The organism is Chitinophaga sp. CCNWYY40 (assembly GCF_037483205.1).
GTDB classification, from domain to species: Bacteria; Bacteroidota; Bacteroidia; order Chitinophagales; family Chitinophagaceae; genus Chitinophaga; species Chitinophaga ginsengisegetis.
In genome coordinates this window covers 1,125,662-1,142,227 of sequence record NZ_JBBHLF010000002.1, presented here as the reverse complement: position 1 = coordinate 1,142,227, position 16,566 = coordinate 1,125,662, and the positions used below count along the sequence as shown (strand labels likewise).

The following is a 16,566-nucleotide window of genomic DNA, read 5'->3' as shown; positions in this document are numbered from 1 at the left end:
GCCTCAGACTGCGAATTACCATAAGTTATTTAAGTGCTATTTAATCATGGCATTCCCGTGCCTATACCAGGCCCATCCATACTCCATTATAGGATAAGCCGTAGATAAGCCGTATATAACCCGTATATAAGCCGTAGATAACTTGTACCTGTAAAGAGACGGCTAATCTATGGTTTATCACTATCTCTGCAATGAGTGGAGTATGAATGATGGTAATAATGACGTTGTGAAGGACTATCCCCAGAGCCGGGGTTACATAATAGATTTTATATATAATAGTAACTGTAATCCAATTTCTTTAGAACATAAAAAAGCCGGCTTATCACAGCCGGCTTTTTTTAATGAAGATGCTTATTTTATTTCCAGCCGCCTCCCAGATCTCTGTAAACATTAATCACGGCATTCAGCTGTTGTTTTTTGGTTTCTATCAGGTCGAGTTTAGATTCCAGTGCATCCCGTTGCGTCATCAGTACTTCCAGGTAATCGGCCCTGGCCGATTTGAACAGGTCGTTGGAAATGTTGATCGAACGGGTGAGGGCATCTACTTGCTGCGACTTCAGATCATAGCTCTTTTCCAGGTTGCTGATGCTGGAAAGTTGATTGGACACCTCGAAGTAGGCGTTTAGAATAGTACGCTCATAATTGTATATGGCCTGGAGTTGCCGTGCATTGGCGTTATTGAACTCGGCTTTAATAGCATTCCGGTTAATAAGCGGTCCTGCAAGGTCGCCGGCGAGGGAGTACAATAATGATTCAGGCAGCTTAAACAGGTAAGATGGCTTAAAAGCCCGGAATCCTGCTCCCGCGGAAATGCCCAGGGAAGGATAGAATTCTGCACGGGCAACTTTTACATCCAGCTTTGCCGCGGTCAGTTCCAGTTCTGCCTTCTTAATATCCGGGCGATTGGCCAGTAACTGTGAAGGAATACCGGCGCTTACCAACGGAGGTACTGCACTTAAGAAATTACCTTTATCCCGGATAATCTCCTGCGGATAGCGGCCCAGCAGGAAGTTGATCTTGTTTTCTGTTTCTTTTATATTTTGAAGAATGTCGAACTCGAGGCTTTGGGACTTCAATACTTCGGCCTGAAATTTCTGCACTGCCAGTTCGGTGACCCTGGTGGCTTCTTTCTGCACCTTTACAATTTCAAGGGCATTTTTTTGCAGCTCAATGTTTTGTTTTACTATGGAGAGCTGGTTGTCGAGGGCCAGCAGTTCGTAATAAGAATTGGCTATTTCGGCCACGAGGTTGGTCAGCACAAAGTTTTTGCCTTCCACGGTTGATAGGTACCTGGTTACTGCAGCCTTTTTAGCATTATGCAGTTTTTTCCAGATATCCACTTCCCAGTTGGCATAGGCGCCTATGGACAAATCCGTGAGCGGATCCGGCATTTCCTTGCCGGGAGTGATTTCCGTAGAGGCGTCGCCGGCGCCCTGACTGGTATATCTTCCTACTTTTTCCACGCCTGCACCGGCTCTTGCAGTAACGGTAGGAAGTAATGCCCCCTGCCTGAAGCGGATATCATTCCTGGCGATTTCAATTTCCTGGAGCGTGATCATCAGCTCCTGGTTGTTTTTCAGCGCCGTATCTACCAGGTCTACCAGGTGCTTATCTGTAAAAAAGTTTCTCCACTCAATGGCCGACATATTCGTCGTATCCCCGTTGCCGTTATACGACCCGGGAACCGGCCTGTTTTCAGCCAACGGCATGCTGGCCGGCACCCTGCAGCTGGCAATAGCCAGGCAAATGCCAAGCAGGCCGATGCCGCTATGTATCCTCAATTTATACATTGTGATCAATTTCTTCTGTTAAAGGATTCTCTTCTTCGTCTTTCACAAGCGCATGTCCTTCTGCAAGTTTGCCGAATATGTAGTACAGTCCGGGTATGATCAGCACGCCGAAAATAGTTCCGAAAAGCATACCCCCGGCGGCGGCGGTACCAATGGTACGGTTACCAACCCTGCCCGGCCCGGAGGCCATCACCAATGGGATCAGCCCTGCAATAAACGCGAAGGAAGTCATGAGGATAGGACGGAACCTTACCTTAGAACCTTCCATTGCCGCTTTCAGCACGGTTTCTCCTGCGCGGTGTTTCTGTACAGCAAATTCCACGATCAGCACCGCGTTCTTACCGAGCAAACCAATGAGCATTACCATGGCTACCTGTGCATAAATGTTATTCTCCAGCCCTAAGCATTTCAATAAGAAAAATGCACCGAAAATTCCGGGAGGTAAGGAGAGAATGACTGCCAGCGGCAGGATAAAGCTTTCGTATTGCGCTGCCAGGATCAGGTATACGAAACCAAGACAGATCAGGAAGATATAGATAGCCTGGTTACCTTGGGCTACCTCGTCTTTGGAGATACCGGCCCAGTCGATCCCAAACCCTCTGGGGAGGCTCTTTTGCGCCACTTCATTGATCACCTTAATGGCCTCGCCGCTGCTATATCCGGGTGCGGCGGCGCCGCTTATTTCCGAGGCGTTGTACATATTATGCCGCGTGATCTCTGATAAGCCATACACCTTTTCCATTTTCATGAAATCAGAGAAGGGAACCATCTGATCATGGTCGTTCTTTACATACAGCTTCAGGATATCGTCAGGCAAGGCCCTGTACTGCGGCGACGCCTGTACGATCACTTTGTACTGCCGATCGAATTTGATAAAGCTGATTTCATAGTTACTGCCCACAAGTGTGGAAAGCGTGTTCATGGCGTTATCGATGCTCACGCCTTTTTGCTGCGCGATATCATTATCCACCCGCAGCATATACTGGGGGAAGCTGGCGCTGTAAAAAGTGAATACGGAGGATAGTTCCGGACGTTTGCTCAGTTCCTTTACAAAGTCCCTGCTCACCGTTTCCATCTTTTTATAATCACCTGATCCGGCTTTATCAAGCAAACGTAATTCAAAGCCACCGGCGGCTCCGTAGCCCGGTACGGCAGGCGGCTGGAAAAATTCGATAGTGGCGCCTGTGATGTCTTTGGATTTTTCTTCGAGTTCACTAATGATTTCCTGGACAGAATGTTTCCGGTCTTCCCAGCTTTTCAGGTTAATAAGACAGGTACCGGAATTGGAACCGGTTCCTTCTGTAAGGATTTCATAACCTGCCAGGGAAGAAACGGATTGTACGCCTTCCACGCCTTCTGCAATTTTCTGCAGCTTTTCGGCTATCTGGTTGGTTCTTTCCAGGGATGATCCCGGAGGCGTTTGGATGATGGCATAAAACATTCCCTGGTCTTCGTTGGGAATAAAGCCCGAAGGAACGGTTTTATTCATGACCCATATCCCGGCGCAGAAAGCCACCAGTATACCAAAGGTGAGGGCCCTCCTGTTAACGATGGCGCCCAGTATTTTCTGATACTTTCCGGAAGTGCGGTTGAATGAGTTATTAAAGCCATCCAGGAATTTGTCGAGTACGTTTTTCCTTTTGGGTTTTCCATGCGTATTCTTCAGGATCATGGCACACAGCGCTGGTGTAAGCGTAAGCGCCACCACACCCGACAAAATAATGGCGGTTGCCATTGTGATGGAAAACTGGCGGTAGAAGATACCCACCGGGCCCGACATAAACGCTACCGGAACAAATACCGCGGCCATTAAAAAGGTGATGGCCACAATAGCGCCGGCGATTTCATGCATGGCTTTTTTGGTGGCCTTCAGCGGCGAAAGATGTTCTTCTTCCATTTTGGCATGCACCGCTTCAATTACCACGATGGCATCATCTACCACCACGCCGATAGCCAGCACCAGCGCAAACAGCGTGATGAGGTTAAGCGTGATACCCAAAAACTGCATGAATACAAATGTTCCAATGAGAGACACCGGTACGGCCATAGCAGGGATGAGGGTAGAGCGCCAGTCGCCGAGAAACAGGAATACCACTAAACCCACCAGTATAAAGGCTTCCAGCAGGGTATGAATTACCTTTTCAATGGAGGCGTCGAGGAATTTGGATACATCATAACTGATTTCATAATCCATTCCTTTTGGAAATGAATTGGCTTTGATCTCCTTCATCTTCGCCTTTACGTCCTTGATTACCTGGCTGGCATTACTTCCATACGATTGCTTCAGTACAATGGCCGCTGAAGGTTTACCATTCAGGTTGGAGTAGATATCATACATCGAGCTGCCGAACTCCACGTCGGCTACATCTTTCAGGCGTAATATTTCGCCGTTCGGACTGGATCTCAGGATAACATTTTCGTATCCTTCTTTATTCGTAAACCTTCCGGGATATTTCAATACATATTCAAACGTCTGGGATCTTTTACCGGAGCTTTCGCCGGTTTTACCGGGTGATGCTTCCAGGCTTTGTTCGCCCAACGCCTTCATCACTTCATCCGCAGAGATCTTGTAAGCCAGCATCCGGTCCGGTTTCAGCCAGATCCTCATGGCATATTCCCGGTTACCGAGAATATCTGCGAAGCCAACGCCATCTACTCTTTTTAATTCCGGCAAGATGTTGATATCCGCGAAATTAAAAAGGAATTTCTGGTCCGTTTGGGGATCATCACTGTAAAGGTTGATGTACATGAGCATGTTAGATTCCTCACGGGTAATCTTTACACCTTCACGTACTACCAGTGGCGGCAGTTTGTTCACCACGGATGCCACACGGTTTTGAACATTTAACGATGCCTGGTTGGGATCGGTGCCCAGGTTAAATACTACCTGGATAGACGCCTCTCCGTCGTTACCCGCATCCGAAGCAATGTATTTCATTCCCGGAACGCCGTTGATGGCTCTTTCCAGCGGAATGATCACTGATTTGATCATTAATTCACCGTTCGCACCGGGATATTCCGCTGTTACATTCACCTTTGGCGGCGATATGGAAGGGAATTGTGTTACGGGCAGCTGAGATATGGCCAAAACTCCGAGGAAGACGATAATGAGCGATATTACTATGGACAGAACCGGTCGCTGTATAAACTTATTTAGCATTGATCTACACTATTAGATGAACTATTCCGCTTTTAATCGCAGATGGGAAATAACTTCCTCGGGTTTCCGGTATTCATAGCTGATCTTATCATCATCTTTTACCTTCTGAACACCTTCGAGCAGTATCTTATCAGTTTCTGAAATGCCATTTTCAACTACATACATGTCGGGCATCTGGCCACGGATGGCAATGTTCCGGGATCTTACCACATTCCTGTTGTCTACTACAAAAACATATACCTTATCCTGTATTTCGTAAGTTGCTTTTTGCGGAATGACTAATGCGTTTTTAAGCGGAATGGTCATCAGGACTTTGCCCGTTTCCCCATTCTTTAAAAGCTTATCCGGGTTTGGGAATCTTGCCCTGAAGGCAATGTTGCCGGTTTCATTGTTGAATTCACTTTCGATGGTTTCCACATCTCCTTTATACTGGAGGGGCTGATTATTGGCCAGCAGCAGGCTTACCTTGTTGCTTCCGCGGCCTTTTGCGTTGGTGGCATAATCGAGGTATTCCGGCTCAGATACATTGAAATAGGCGAACATCTGGCTGTTGTCTGAAAGGCTGGTCAGCAGGCCGCCTTCATCGATAACGCTTCCCAGTTTAAACGGAATACGGTCGATGGTGCCATCGAACGGCGCCCTGATTTCTGTGAACGAGAGGTGGAGCTTTGCCAGGGCCATTTCGGCTTTTGCCTGATCCAGTTTGGCTTGCGCCATAGCCTGCTCATTTTTTGATACCACATTTTTATCGACCAGGGTTTTTGTATTCTGCAGTTCTATCTCTGCTGCTTTGGCCTCTGCTTCTGCCTTCTGGAGTTCTGCCTCATAAATTTTCGGCATGATCCTGAACAGCAACTGACCTGCTTTTACAAACTGGCCCTCATCCACATAGATGTTCTGGAGGTAACCCCGTTCCTGGACCCTGATCTCAATGTTCCTGACAGATTTTATCTGCGAAACATATTCGTTGGTAAATGAAGTATCAATTCTTACCGGGCTGGTAACCGTATACTTGCCCGCTTCTTCCTTTACTTCTTTTTTTGATGTACAGCTTGTATGGCACAACATGACAAACAAGCCCGTAAACATGACAATTCTACTCATGATATTAAATGGATATTAAGCGATGGGATGCTTGTAAGGCAGGGATGCCTATGGACGCAAAAGGATCAGTCGCCGGGCAGGAGCCCGGAGGAAGTAATATTAATATACATCCGCCAGGCATAAATGATCATACCTTCGGTAACTGATGTACACTATTGATCAGATCCTTAAAACACTTTGTGTAATGTATCTGTTGGAAAGATGCCCCAGGTAAGGTGTGGGGGCTTTAAAGCATTTATGGAGATAACTTAAAACGTCGGGGCCGGCAAGCGCAAGATAGTACCTGGTGAGTAGTTTATATTTTCTGGCAAGACAATTATCCGCATCATCCTCTTCAATGTCATCACTTATCAGGCATTCTTCTTCATTATCTAAATTGCTGACAACAGAATTATCCTGGTTGGTATCTGTAAATTTAATCCGGTGTTTATGTTCAATGTTCCTGGCGAAAGAGTTGGAAACATCGTTATGATGAGTAGCCGTAAAAGCATAGCCCTCCCCCCTGAGCAGGAGGAAACACAAATATGCGAAAAATATAGCTACTCTCATTCGGGGGCCAAAAGTAATAAAAGTTTGAGAGCAAATGAAAAAAACATCCCGTTTGGCTTGTGAAGAAAGTGTTATTTTTAGTTCAGCGCCCTTTTTATAAATATGTTTAAATATGTAAATGTGTTTGCCGGGATGTCTGGAAACCGTTGGTGGGCTGGATCTCAATCGATCCCCAAATCACTTGTAAAAGATTTATAAGGGGTTATGTCGTAGTAGTCAACACCTGTTTGGGCAACGGTAATACCCATTATGATAACATATACTTCATATTTGCTTTTGATATTATTTTTATCGATCAGGGTTTGAAAATTGGCGGCGTATTGGACTGTTTTAAACTGATCTGTAATTTCCCCGTCGCTCATACTATCATCTGAAAGATGCAAATGTTTTGCTACTACATCCACCATATTTTGAACCGTAAAGATTTCCTGCGCTTCCGTATCCGGAATCTGAATGCCGAAATAGTTTTCGATTGCTACCAACAGGTCAACGCTGTCCAGTCCCATTATGCGACGTCTTTTTTTGCTGAGTTCCGGTGTTTGCCTCCCCAGGCGCTTAGCTGTTTAAAGATGGGGCTGAACTCCAGCGCCATTTCCGTGAGTTCATATTCCACCCGTGGGGGAACTTCTGCATACACGGTTCGTTTAACCAGTCCGTCCTGTTCCAGTGCCCGGAGCTGGAGGGTTAACATGCGTTCCGTAATGTAGTCAAACTCCTTCTTCAGTTCACTGAACCTCATTTTTTTCTCTTCCAGTTTACTCAGGATCAGGATTTTCCATCTTCCCCCGATTTTATTAACCGCATAGGTAAGGTCACATTCAATAATGATGTTTTCGTTGCGGCTATAAGTGGAGTTTTTCTTTCTGGTTGCCATTACTTACACGTTTGTTAGTACCGTACAATTGGTTGTATAGCCTGTAAAATTAGATGCTGCCCGCTACTTTTACAAAGAAATTTTCAGCCTTGTTTTTTGAGGAATGAAAAACAGTTTTACAAAGCATTAATTTAAAAGTATGGATCTGTATTTAAACGGGAAAACTGCCGTAGTAACGGGCGCCAGCCAGGGCATTGGCCGGGCAATTGCAAAAGAACTGGCTGCAGAAGGTGTGAAAGTCCTTGCCATAGGGAGAAACGAAGCATTGCTGGATAGCCTTAAAGCTGAAGTAGCCGGTGCAGGCGGCATGGAGCCGGTCACTTTTATCCAGGACCTGGTTGCGCCGGACGGGTCGCAAAAGATTGCAGCAGCGGCGTTGTCCATCCTGGGACAGGTGGATATACTTATCAACAATGCGGGCCGCAGCCGCCCGGTGGATGTGGTGGGGCCGGAAGATCCCTGGGTAGAGTCGATGACGCTGGACTTCGACCGGCAGCGGCAACTAACCCAACAGCTGTTGCCCCATTTTATAGCACGCAGGCAGGGCGCTATTCTGAACCTTATCAGCACGTATGAGTTGCGCACCATCAATGCGTCGGCGGTAGCCAAAGCAGCAGTAGTAGCCTGGTCCAAGCAGCTTGCGGGACAATTGGGGCAGTACGGTATCCGGGTCAACTGCCTGCAGCCAGGATTGATAGACACGGAAAATATACGGCCTTATTTCCCCGGCGACGAACGCAGGAAATTTGCAGAACGCGAGATTCCGCTGGGTGATTTTGGCCAGCCGCAGGATATGGCTAATATGGCTGTTTTCCTGGTATCGCCCCGTGCGGGATATATCACGGGCTCCGTTGCCACCGTGGATGGGGGAATGCGTTATCACGCGTTCTGATTACTATCCTTCCGGGTGCTTGATTCTTCGTAATCTTCATCTTCCATCATAAGGCGTAATTATTATTTAAAGCTATTCAATTTGCGTTTAAAGTTTAGCTAAATTCATAGGATGAAAGATTTGCCCTTGCTGAAAAAAATACTCTGGGCCGATAGCCTGCTGGGTGGCAGCACTGCGGTAGTGGGCTTATTGTGGTTCCGGACCTTAGCTGTTTTCCTCGGTTTGCCCGTGAATATTGTTGCGATGATCGCGGTTGTTACGCTGGCATATGCGTTACTGGCGGTGAGCCTGGCGCTGCAACGCCAGCCTTCTGTATTGCAGCTCAGGGCACTTGTTTACGCAAATTGGCTGTGGACTATCACCAGCGTGGTGCTGCTGATCTTTTATATTTCCGGGACAACATTATTTGGTACAGCGTTTTTAATTTTACAGGTAGTGGTGGCAGGAATGCTGGCCTATCTCGAAGGGCGGCATATAACGTAAACGATTATACGGTGCTGTCACCGGATCTGGAAAAAACAGATTAGCTTTTAAAAAAATTATCAAGCGCAGAGAATGGAAAAGATAATAGAGAGAAAAATAATGATCAATGCGCCTGTGGCGGAAGTATGGAACGCAATTACAGACATTAAGTTAATGACGCAATGGATGGGAGAAGCAGCGCTGGATCTCCGCGTTGTTACTACCTGGGAGGTGGGCGCTCCTTTAGTCATCAGCGGTTTCCACCATGCAAGGTTTGAGAACAAAGGAACGGTGCTGGAGTATTCACCGGATCATGCAGTGAGCTATGATTTTCTAAGTTCGTTATCCCGGTTGCCTGATAGCAAAGAGAACTACACGGTTATCAGGTTTGCACTGACGCTACAGGAGGAGCATACCTTGTTAACATTAACGCTCACTAATTTCCCCACGGATACCATATACCAGCATCTCAATTTTTATTGGAACGGTACGCTGGGGATCATGAAAAAGATGATAGAAGGTTGATCTTCCTCTTATCAGATTACCGGAGATAATATTTGTTTCCCCCTTAAAAAAAATATACAAAATATTTTGCGCAACCAATTAGTTGCTTATATTTGCAACTGAACGGTTGCGCGACTAAATTAACGGAGAAATGAGAAGAGATGTTTTTCAGGCTATTGCCGACCCGACCAGACGGGCCATTATATTACTTATTGCCGTGCAGGCAATGACACCCAACGCCATTGCGGAACATTTTGATATGAGCCGGCAGGCCGTTTCAAAACATCTGCGCATCCTCACGGAATGCGAACTGGTTAAACAGGAGCAGTCGGGCAGGGAAATTTTTTATCAGCTTAATGGAAATAAAATGCAGGAGATTGACAAATGGCTGGAACAATTCAGGAAGTTGTGGGAGGGGAGATTTAACGAACTTGACAAAGTATTGTTAACTATAAAAAGCAAAAAGAAATGAGTATGAACTTAGCTTTTGATTTTTCTGTAAACAAGGAAAACAAAACCATCACAATTAAACGGGAATTTGCAGCAGAACTTCCGCTGGTTTGGGACGCCTATACGAAAAGTGAAATCCTGGATCTGTGGTGGGCGCCAAAGCCCTGGAAGGCAAAAACAAAAACAATGGACTTCAGGGAAGGCGGACGTTGGCACTATGCAATGGTAGGCCCGGAAGGTGAGGAACACTGGGCACTGGCCAACTACAAAAACATCCAGGCGCAGCAAAAATTCACCGTTCTTGACGCTTTTGCAGATGCCGACGGAAATGTGAATAAAGAGTTGCCACAGGCAGAATGGAACGTCACCTTTGTTGACAAAGGAGCGGTTACTTTGGTGGAATTACACATTTCCTATGCGGATCTGGCTCAACTGGAAGCCACTATCCAGATGGGCTTCAAAGAAGGACTGGCAATGGCTATGGAAGGATTGGACGAACTGCTGCCATCATTGAAAAAATAGAATTTCTTCACAACTGATACTGCAGATATACTGCAAATAAAAATGAAATGTATCTTTACGGAAATTAAACACTATGAAAAACAAAATCCTATTCGTAGTAAGTCTGCTTTTCGGACTTATGTTCATTAACGCGGGACTGAACAAATTCTTTAACTACATGCCGGTACCCAAAGACATGCCTGAAAGCCTGATGAAATTAATGGGCGCCTTTATGCAGATCAGCTGGTTAATGCCACTTGTAGGAGTAATAGAAGTAGTTGGCGGCGCACTTTTTATTCCAAATAAAACAAGGGCGCTCGGCGCAATAGTTATTCTCCCGGTAATGGTAGGAGTTGTTTTAACTAACATTTTCAACGCTCCATCAGGGTTGCCTATTGCACTTGTGATGCTGGTAATTAATATCTGGGTAATTATTGAAAACCGGAAGAAGTATTTGCCGATGGTAAGCTAGTGTGGCGTATTGAGATAATTTAAAAGCCTCCAGGTTGTACTACAAACCTGGAGGCTTTTAAATTAAAGATTTTATCGCCGTTATATTTTTACGATCTCCACTCTCCGGTTTTTCGCTTTACCGTCTTCACTGCTGTTATGTCCTTTTTGTGTCAAGTTCCTTTTTTATTTCATCTGCTTTGATGAGGGAGGCAGTGGCTTTAAAAGGTTTGGTTTCGAGGATCATCCATCCGGCAGAAGCGCCATCATCTGTTGGTGTAAGCTGTATCCAGATGTTCCTGTCGGCACGACGGATCAGATAAGTAGTAGTAACTGCATTTCCCACGAAGCCATAACCCTGCATATATTTCAGCTTATTGTTTTCCGGAATCACAGCAGAGGAATCCCCTGGCACTTTAGCCTCGGAAACTTTCACTCCGCCAACGCCTGTAATAACTTCTTCCAGGTTTCTGGCCAATTCAAGGTCGCTGTACGATTTTCCCTCTTTGGCAGTGACCCGGTTATAGAATATTTTTCCTTCGGGTCTTTCAAAGTGATCTTTCACCCAGAAGAAAGCAACATCAAAGTCTGATACCTTATTATTTGAAAAGTTCTGGTAACCATCCGGCAGACTGAAATATGGGAATGCGCCAAGTGGTTTATCTGATACCGGGATGGCTGTAATGTCAAATGTTTTTGCATCAGCCGGTGGGGCTGTAGTTTCCTGTGTTGTGCCGGTTACCTGGGGAGAAGCAGTACTATCTTCTGTATTAGATTGTTTTTTGGAAGAATTGCAGGCAAAAAGTACACTGGCACTTGCTGCTATCGTTAAAGTTCTGAGGTACATATATAGGCTTGGTTTTAATGTTTCAAACATAATGACTAACCGAGATTCCGTCAAAAGAATCATTATTCTTCAAGCGGATTGATGATGCTAAAGCCATTGCTTTTCAGGGTCATAAATTTCCCCTCTTCAAGTCCTTTCAATCTGCCGTCAAAGGTACCAAACTTTGTGACCTCTTTTCCTGCGATATTCCACAGGAAGAAGTTCGTTTTGTTTTTATAAGTGCCATGTAAAATTACCTGTCCGCGGTTGTACACCATTGAATGGGCGCCCCGAAAATCGGCCGGTGTTTCGTATTGTTTCCAGGCGAAAGTTTTAAGGTTCAGCGCTATCATCTGGAAATCGGTGTACGGATAAAATAACACGGTGTTTTGATCCAGCTTACAGGCACAGTAGCAGTCGGCGATTAACCAGTTGGCATTGGAGTTAAAGCCATACAATATTTCCCCCCGGAAATTGAAAACGGCTAAGCCTTCCAGGTTAGGACCGTCGTCGCCGAAAACGCCTTCGTCAAAATAAGTGAATACAATCTTGTCTTTAAAAACCAGCACCTCTTCAATGCCGGTACCTGCAAAAAATGATAACTGCAGTTTGCCTTCGCAGTCATAAATCAGGGCATTGTGTTCCCCTTTGGCGGGTATTGAAAGCACTAAAAACAAGTTGTCCGTTAGCAGCCGGACGCTGAAAAGCAAATGGTTTTCCGGTAGTTGGGTACGGAAGAAGGGAGCTATTATTTCATTTTTTTCAGTAATCGCTATATAGTTGCCGTAGCTGTCTGTGTCTACGTCCCGGAGTTTTGTATCGGTATCAATGATAAATAGCTGTTCTGTCATGGTTGCCGTATTTGGATTTCCAAATATACAGAACTCGGGCCTACCAGTACGTAAACTGGTAGGGATCAAAAAATTTATACGCTACCGGGTAAAAACTATTCTTGTCCGATGCATTGCTTTGGGCCTCGCCGGCTTCGGGGTATGCTATATTAGCCCAGAAACCGAATCCTCCTTTACCCGAGACTACTTTGATGGTGAGCATATTTTCACCTGCAGAAAGTGCAACGGGCAGGATAAATTCGTTTTCCCGCTTCTGGTGGTTGGCATCTACGCGAAGGATGGATTTGCCATTCAGCCATACTTCCATCCAGTAGTCGATGCCCATACGAAGAATGGCTTTCTGTGCCGACGGGCTGTTCACGCTTTTGGTTACATACGCTACGGCGTTATCATCTTTGCCACCGAAGACTTTACTGAGGTCCACAAAGCCATTATGACCAGCATCTGCTGTTTGCCGCCAGTCGAGCACTTTGCCTTCATCCGTTTTATAGGTGAGGTTTGGATTTTCAGCGCCGGCAATGGCATCCTCTTGCCCGGGAAAAGTAGTGGCCAGCGCTTTGGCTCCGCCTGATGCAGTATAAGGCCCCAGCACTTTCCAGGAGCTGAGTGTGCGGAAAGAAAGCGGGCGGTTCACCTTACAGAGCTTGCGGGCCATTGCAGGGGAGGGCGCAGCGCCCATGTTGGTAAGCAGCTGGGCTATCAGTTGGTGTATGCGGATCACGCTTAACTGGATGGCTTCCTGTTTTTCCGGGGCTGCTGTATAACGTTGTGCCAGTTGACCGGGAGTAAGTTGCAGATAGATGCTTTTCCCTTTGCCGGTGTTTACTTCAGAAAGAAGTCCGTCGAGTAACGGGGAAGAAGTAAATGCCGTTACTTGTAGCGTATCCCGCCACCGCAGCAGGTTAGGTCCGATAGCCCGGAGTAAGGAAGTTCCTTTCCCGGGGTGCGCCTGGATCATGGTTTTAGCTGCTGTATTTAATCCTTGCCCGGCGAGCAATGATTGTTTTTGCGGAAGATAAAATGCAATGCCTCCCGCGGCAACAAACGTATTGATCTGTGGCGGTATCGCGGTTTGATCCGGACCCACTACCCATATAGCATTACCGGTAGCCGGTCCATCGTGGAAGCTGATGCCTGCGTTGAGGAGTAGTTGCCTGCCGGTGCTGTCGCCGGTATAATATACATCACGTAATCCGGGAAGGGATGGCGGTTGTGAAGTAAACAGGTTTTTTGCCAGCAGGGTGGCGGCGGGATCAGCGCCCACGCGGCCGGTGAGGTCCAGTGAACAGAAAGTAACTTTGCCTTTACCATAGCGCCATTCCAGCAAAGGCGTATATGCCATGTCAAATTCAGTTTGCAGGATGGGCGTGAAACCGGCCACCTCAGGGGTTTTCAGCGCTACGGAGGCAACGGCGTGGCGATTGGTCCATTTAGGCGCATGTTGTGTATCGTAGCTTTTTGCCTGTTTGCCTTCCGGCAGCAGATCGGGACTGCCCCGCCAGTTGATCATATCTGCTGGCTGCAACCCTGCAAGGAGGGGGCTCTCCCGGTCACGGATAAACGTATAGCGCGGCATCGATTCTATCGTTTCAAAACCCATACCTTCCCATACGGTGGGTTGTTGTTCCAGGATCACCACACGTAATCCTGCGGCCACGTCCTTCTCCGTATAAGGCAGCGTATCGCCCGGCTGCAGGGCTTCACGGCCTATCACTAATACAGCGTCCGGGGAAATGTGGCTGCCTTTTTCCCATGCGGAATATTGTATGCCCAGCTGCTTCAGTGAAGCAGCCGATTTTCCCGCAGGATCATACAATAACACCGGCGCTTTCACAGCAGCAGCTGCAGGCCGCGGAAAAACCGTGACCAGAAATGTATCGTTGCCTGCCCCGGCAACGGTAAGCACCAGTTGCATATCTGTTCGGGTAGTTACCTGCGGCGCTTTCAGGGACAGCGGGAACAGCTTTATTTCGCCGCCGTTTACTGCCAGCGACATTGATCCCTGCTGAAATACTTTATCGCCTTGTTTGAGCATCCATTTTGCCTGTGGCGCTATCTTATGCGGACCGTCCCATACCACGGCTACCTGTTTTTCAAAAGTTTCGCCGGCGAAGAAGGTATGTGTTTTATCGGTATGCACTGGCGATCCGGCGAGGTAAACAAGCAATGGCTGATTAGCTTCTTTGAAAATATCGTAACGTGGATTGGCCCATGCGGGCTTGCCGGTTAGCGGGGCGGTGAGTGATTTGTAACGTTGCGTGAAGCTTTTCAACTTTTCCCCGTTGGGATTGCCATAGCCTTCCAGCAGCCAGTACAGCCAGCCTCCGTTTACGCCCCAGGTACGCCATGCGCGATTGGTGTTGCGGGTAAACAATTCCTGGAAGCGCCAGAAACCGGGATACTGCTGAAAGTCCATTTGCTCCCACGTAGCGCTGCCGGCAGCATTGCTTTTTGCGATCGTTTGCCGTAATCCGTTCTCTCCTTCAGTAGCATAGGCGGCATCGCCGAGGTACATGGATAAATATTCCGTAAGCAGGAACTGCTTTCCTTTCCAGAAGTTATTCCAGTAAGGAGGCCCGAATTCAACGGCAGAATAAGGCATATTGCCTTCTTTCGCCCAGGCCATCGGCCATTCCTCTCTTTCCTGCAGGGGTACAAAATTCAGGTATACGTTGGCGGAAGAGATATCGCCCACGCTGCCATCGGCATGGGCAAACACCAGCCGGGTGGGATCTTCCTTTTTCACGATGGTACACGCGAGGTCTATCACTTTGCCCTGCGTGGAGTAAACGGAATCGCGTTTCCCCATCCTGGCGGGATCGATATTTGACTTTGGGTTGGCGCTGTTCATGGCAATCACCCAGGCGAGGATACTGGGATGGTTACGGTAATGCCGTGTAAAGTAGGCGGCTTCCTGCTGGTAGTCGGCCTGCAGTTTTGGATCATGCAGCAGTTTATCCCGTATCACGGAAACCGAGGGCCCTGGCACGGTACAGCCCATTCCCGTGCGGTCCATTTCATTGAGCATGTCTTCATTAAGAAGCGGCGTTTCTGCATCGTTTAGCCACCACAGTTTGTGATGAGGCTGGAACTGTCCTACGTTGTAGCCGATCAGCCGGTAAAGCGACAAGCCATATTGATTGACGCCATACACATCGGTAAGCCGCCAGCGGGAGAGGTGACCGTTCATAAAAAGCTGGTTGCCGGCGGTCCATATTTCCCTGAACCCAAAGGTTACATCCGGGTAGCGGCAAAGCGTTTTGCCATCCTGCATTAATACCACCTTTGCCTGGTAGAGGTAAGGACTGTCCAGTTCCCAACAGATGGGGTTTTGCCAGTTTGCGGTTACACGATACACCTGTTTCCCGTTCACCAGCTGCAATGCTTTACTGGAAAGAGTAAGCACACGGGTATGGTGTTGATCAATGATCTCTGCCTGCAAATCATAAGTGCCGGTGATATTTTTTGCGTTCACTTCCACTTCGAGGGTGAGCGATTTATTCCTGAAAGAAGGAATACAGAACACATCTGTGATGGCTTGCGGCGCCCGGGCAATAATGGTAACAGGCGCTGTAATGCCCATCGGCCAATCTGATAGAGGGATGATGTTCCCGCTGCCGTGCCTCGACTGATAACGAAGCGGATCTTCCGTAAAACCCCGGGAGATACCGTTATAATCCCGGGTAATAAAAACGCGAAGCGTGTTTGTTTGCCCGTAACGCAGGAAGGGGCTGAGGTTTATTTCACCACCGGGTCTGAGCAGTTCTCCCACCCGCTGATGATTAAGAAAGATGACCGCATCGCCTTCTATCCGCCTGAAGTCAGCGATCACATTTTGGGACTGCCAGTCAGCCGGAACGTTTACCTGTTGTTCATACCAGAGGCTGTTCACTTTATCCTGCGGCGTATCTGCCCAGGCTTTGTTTTTCCCGGTGGTGATCCTTCTCCAGTCTGTAGCGGTGATGGAACCCCACCGGCTGCTATCGGGCGCTGTCGCTTGCGATTGTGCGGGCTGTACCTTCCAGGGTCCGTTCAGGCGGAGGGTATCCTGTGCATGTGCTGCAAGGGTGATCAGGAGGCTGGTAAAAGAGGCAATGATACGGTTCTTCAAAATAGTAAAACTTAAGTGCTGAATATACAACGCATCTTTAGG

General features: G+C 47.4%; 15 protein-coding genes. 6 read left to right on the top strand and 9 right to left on the bottom strand.

Features of this window, described 5'->3' with window-relative positions; genetic code table 11:
- Window positions 1–356: 356 nt before the first annotated feature.
- From V7S65_RS10385 to V7S65_RS10360, 6 genes are all read right to left on the bottom strand, one after another.
- Window positions 357–1,790, bottom strand: a complete 1,434-nt coding sequence (locus V7S65_RS10385; protein WP_336388314.1) for a TolC family protein — start codon at window positions 1,788–1,790, stop codon at window positions 357–359.
- Window positions 1,783–4,950, bottom strand: a complete 3,168-nt coding sequence (locus tag V7S65_RS10380) for an efflux RND transporter permease subunit (RefSeq protein ID WP_336388315.1) — start codon at window positions 4,948–4,950, stop codon at window positions 1,783–1,785. Before V7S65_RS10380 ends, V7S65_RS10385 begins: the two co-directional genes overlap by 8 nt.
- A gap of 21 nt (window positions 4,951–4,971) precedes the next feature.
- The gene (locus V7S65_RS10375; protein ID WP_079472240.1) at window positions 4,972–6,054 is read right to left on the bottom strand and encodes an efflux RND transporter periplasmic adaptor subunit; all 1,083 of its coding nucleotides are present in this window, start codon (window positions 6,052–6,054) and stop codon (window positions 4,972–4,974) included.
- 159 nt (window positions 6,055–6,213) lie between these two features.
- On the bottom strand, window positions 6,214–6,603 hold the full coding sequence (locus V7S65_RS10370) for a hypothetical protein (protein ID WP_079472239.1): 390 nt from the start codon (window positions 6,601–6,603) through the stop codon (window positions 6,214–6,216).
- 161 nt (window positions 6,604–6,764) lie between these two features.
- Window positions 6,765–7,109 (bottom strand): hypothetical protein, encoded by a 345-nt coding sequence (locus V7S65_RS10365; protein WP_079472238.1) that lies wholly within the window; start codon window positions 7,107–7,109, stop codon window positions 6,765–6,767.
- Entirely contained in the window at window positions 7,109–7,477 is a 369-nt protein-coding gene (locus tag V7S65_RS10360; RefSeq protein WP_336388316.1) for a winged helix-turn-helix transcriptional regulator, read from the bottom strand. Before V7S65_RS10360 ends, V7S65_RS10365 begins: the two co-directional genes overlap by 1 nt.
- Window positions 7,478–7,616: 139 nt before the next feature.
- Here V7S65_RS10360 and V7S65_RS10355 point away from each other — a divergent pair, with 139 nt between their 5' ends.
- The 6 genes from V7S65_RS10355 (at window position 7,617) to V7S65_RS10330 (ending at window position 10,758) form a co-directional block, all read left to right on the top strand.
- On the top strand, window positions 7,617–8,369 hold the full coding sequence (locus tag V7S65_RS10355) for an SDR family NAD(P)-dependent oxidoreductase (protein WP_336388317.1): 753 nt from the start codon (window positions 7,617–7,619) through the stop codon (window positions 8,367–8,369).
- Between the two features lie 111 nt (window positions 8,370–8,480).
- A complete protein-coding gene (locus tag V7S65_RS10350; RefSeq protein WP_336388318.1) occupies window positions 8,481–8,852 on the top strand; it encodes a hypothetical protein in 372 nt (123 codons plus the stop codon).
- 72 nt (window positions 8,853–8,924) lie between these two features.
- The gene (locus tag V7S65_RS10345; RefSeq protein ID WP_336388319.1) at window positions 8,925–9,356 is read left to right on the top strand and encodes an SRPBCC family protein; all 432 of its coding nucleotides are present in this window, start codon (window positions 8,925–8,927) and stop codon (window positions 9,354–9,356) included.
- A 130-nt stretch (window positions 9,357–9,486) separates the two neighbouring features.
- Window positions 9,487–9,807 (top strand): ArsR/SmtB family transcription factor, encoded by a 321-nt coding sequence (locus V7S65_RS10340; RefSeq protein WP_079472232.1) that lies wholly within the window; start codon window positions 9,487–9,489, stop codon window positions 9,805–9,807.
- Window positions 9,804–10,307: an SRPBCC family protein gene (locus tag V7S65_RS10335; protein WP_079472231.1), complete on the top strand. Its 504-nt coding sequence runs from the start codon at window positions 9,804–9,806 to the stop codon at window positions 10,305–10,307. Before V7S65_RS10340 ends, V7S65_RS10335 begins: the two co-directional genes overlap by 4 nt.
- Before the next feature lie 73 nt (window positions 10,308–10,380).
- Window positions 10,381–10,758, top strand: a complete 378-nt coding sequence (locus tag V7S65_RS10330) for a DoxX family membrane protein (RefSeq protein WP_079472230.1) — start codon at window positions 10,381–10,383, stop codon at window positions 10,756–10,758.
- A 135-nt stretch (window positions 10,759–10,893) separates the two neighbouring features.
- On the opposite strand, the gene V7S65_RS10325 is transcribed toward V7S65_RS10330, so the two are convergent.
- The 3 genes from V7S65_RS10325 to V7S65_RS10315 all read right to left on the bottom strand — a co-directional run bounded on the left by V7S65_RS10325 (window position 10,894) and on the right by V7S65_RS10315 (window position 16,524).
- Window positions 10,894–11,583, bottom strand: coding sequence for a hypothetical protein (locus V7S65_RS10325; RefSeq protein WP_336388320.1), 690 nt, complete (start codon window positions 11,581–11,583; stop codon window positions 10,894–10,896).
- 62 nt (window positions 11,584–11,645) lie between these two features.
- The gene (locus V7S65_RS10320; protein WP_336388321.1) at window positions 11,646–12,413 is read right to left on the bottom strand and encodes a hypothetical protein; all 768 of its coding nucleotides are present in this window, start codon (window positions 12,411–12,413) and stop codon (window positions 11,646–11,648) included.
- Window positions 12,414–12,453: 40 nt separating this feature from the next.
- Window positions 12,454–16,524 (bottom strand): glycoside hydrolase family 2 TIM barrel-domain containing protein, encoded by a 4,071-nt coding sequence (locus V7S65_RS10315; RefSeq protein WP_336388322.1) that lies wholly within the window; start codon window positions 16,522–16,524, stop codon window positions 12,454–12,456.
- Window positions 16,525–16,566: the final 42 nt, after the last annotated feature.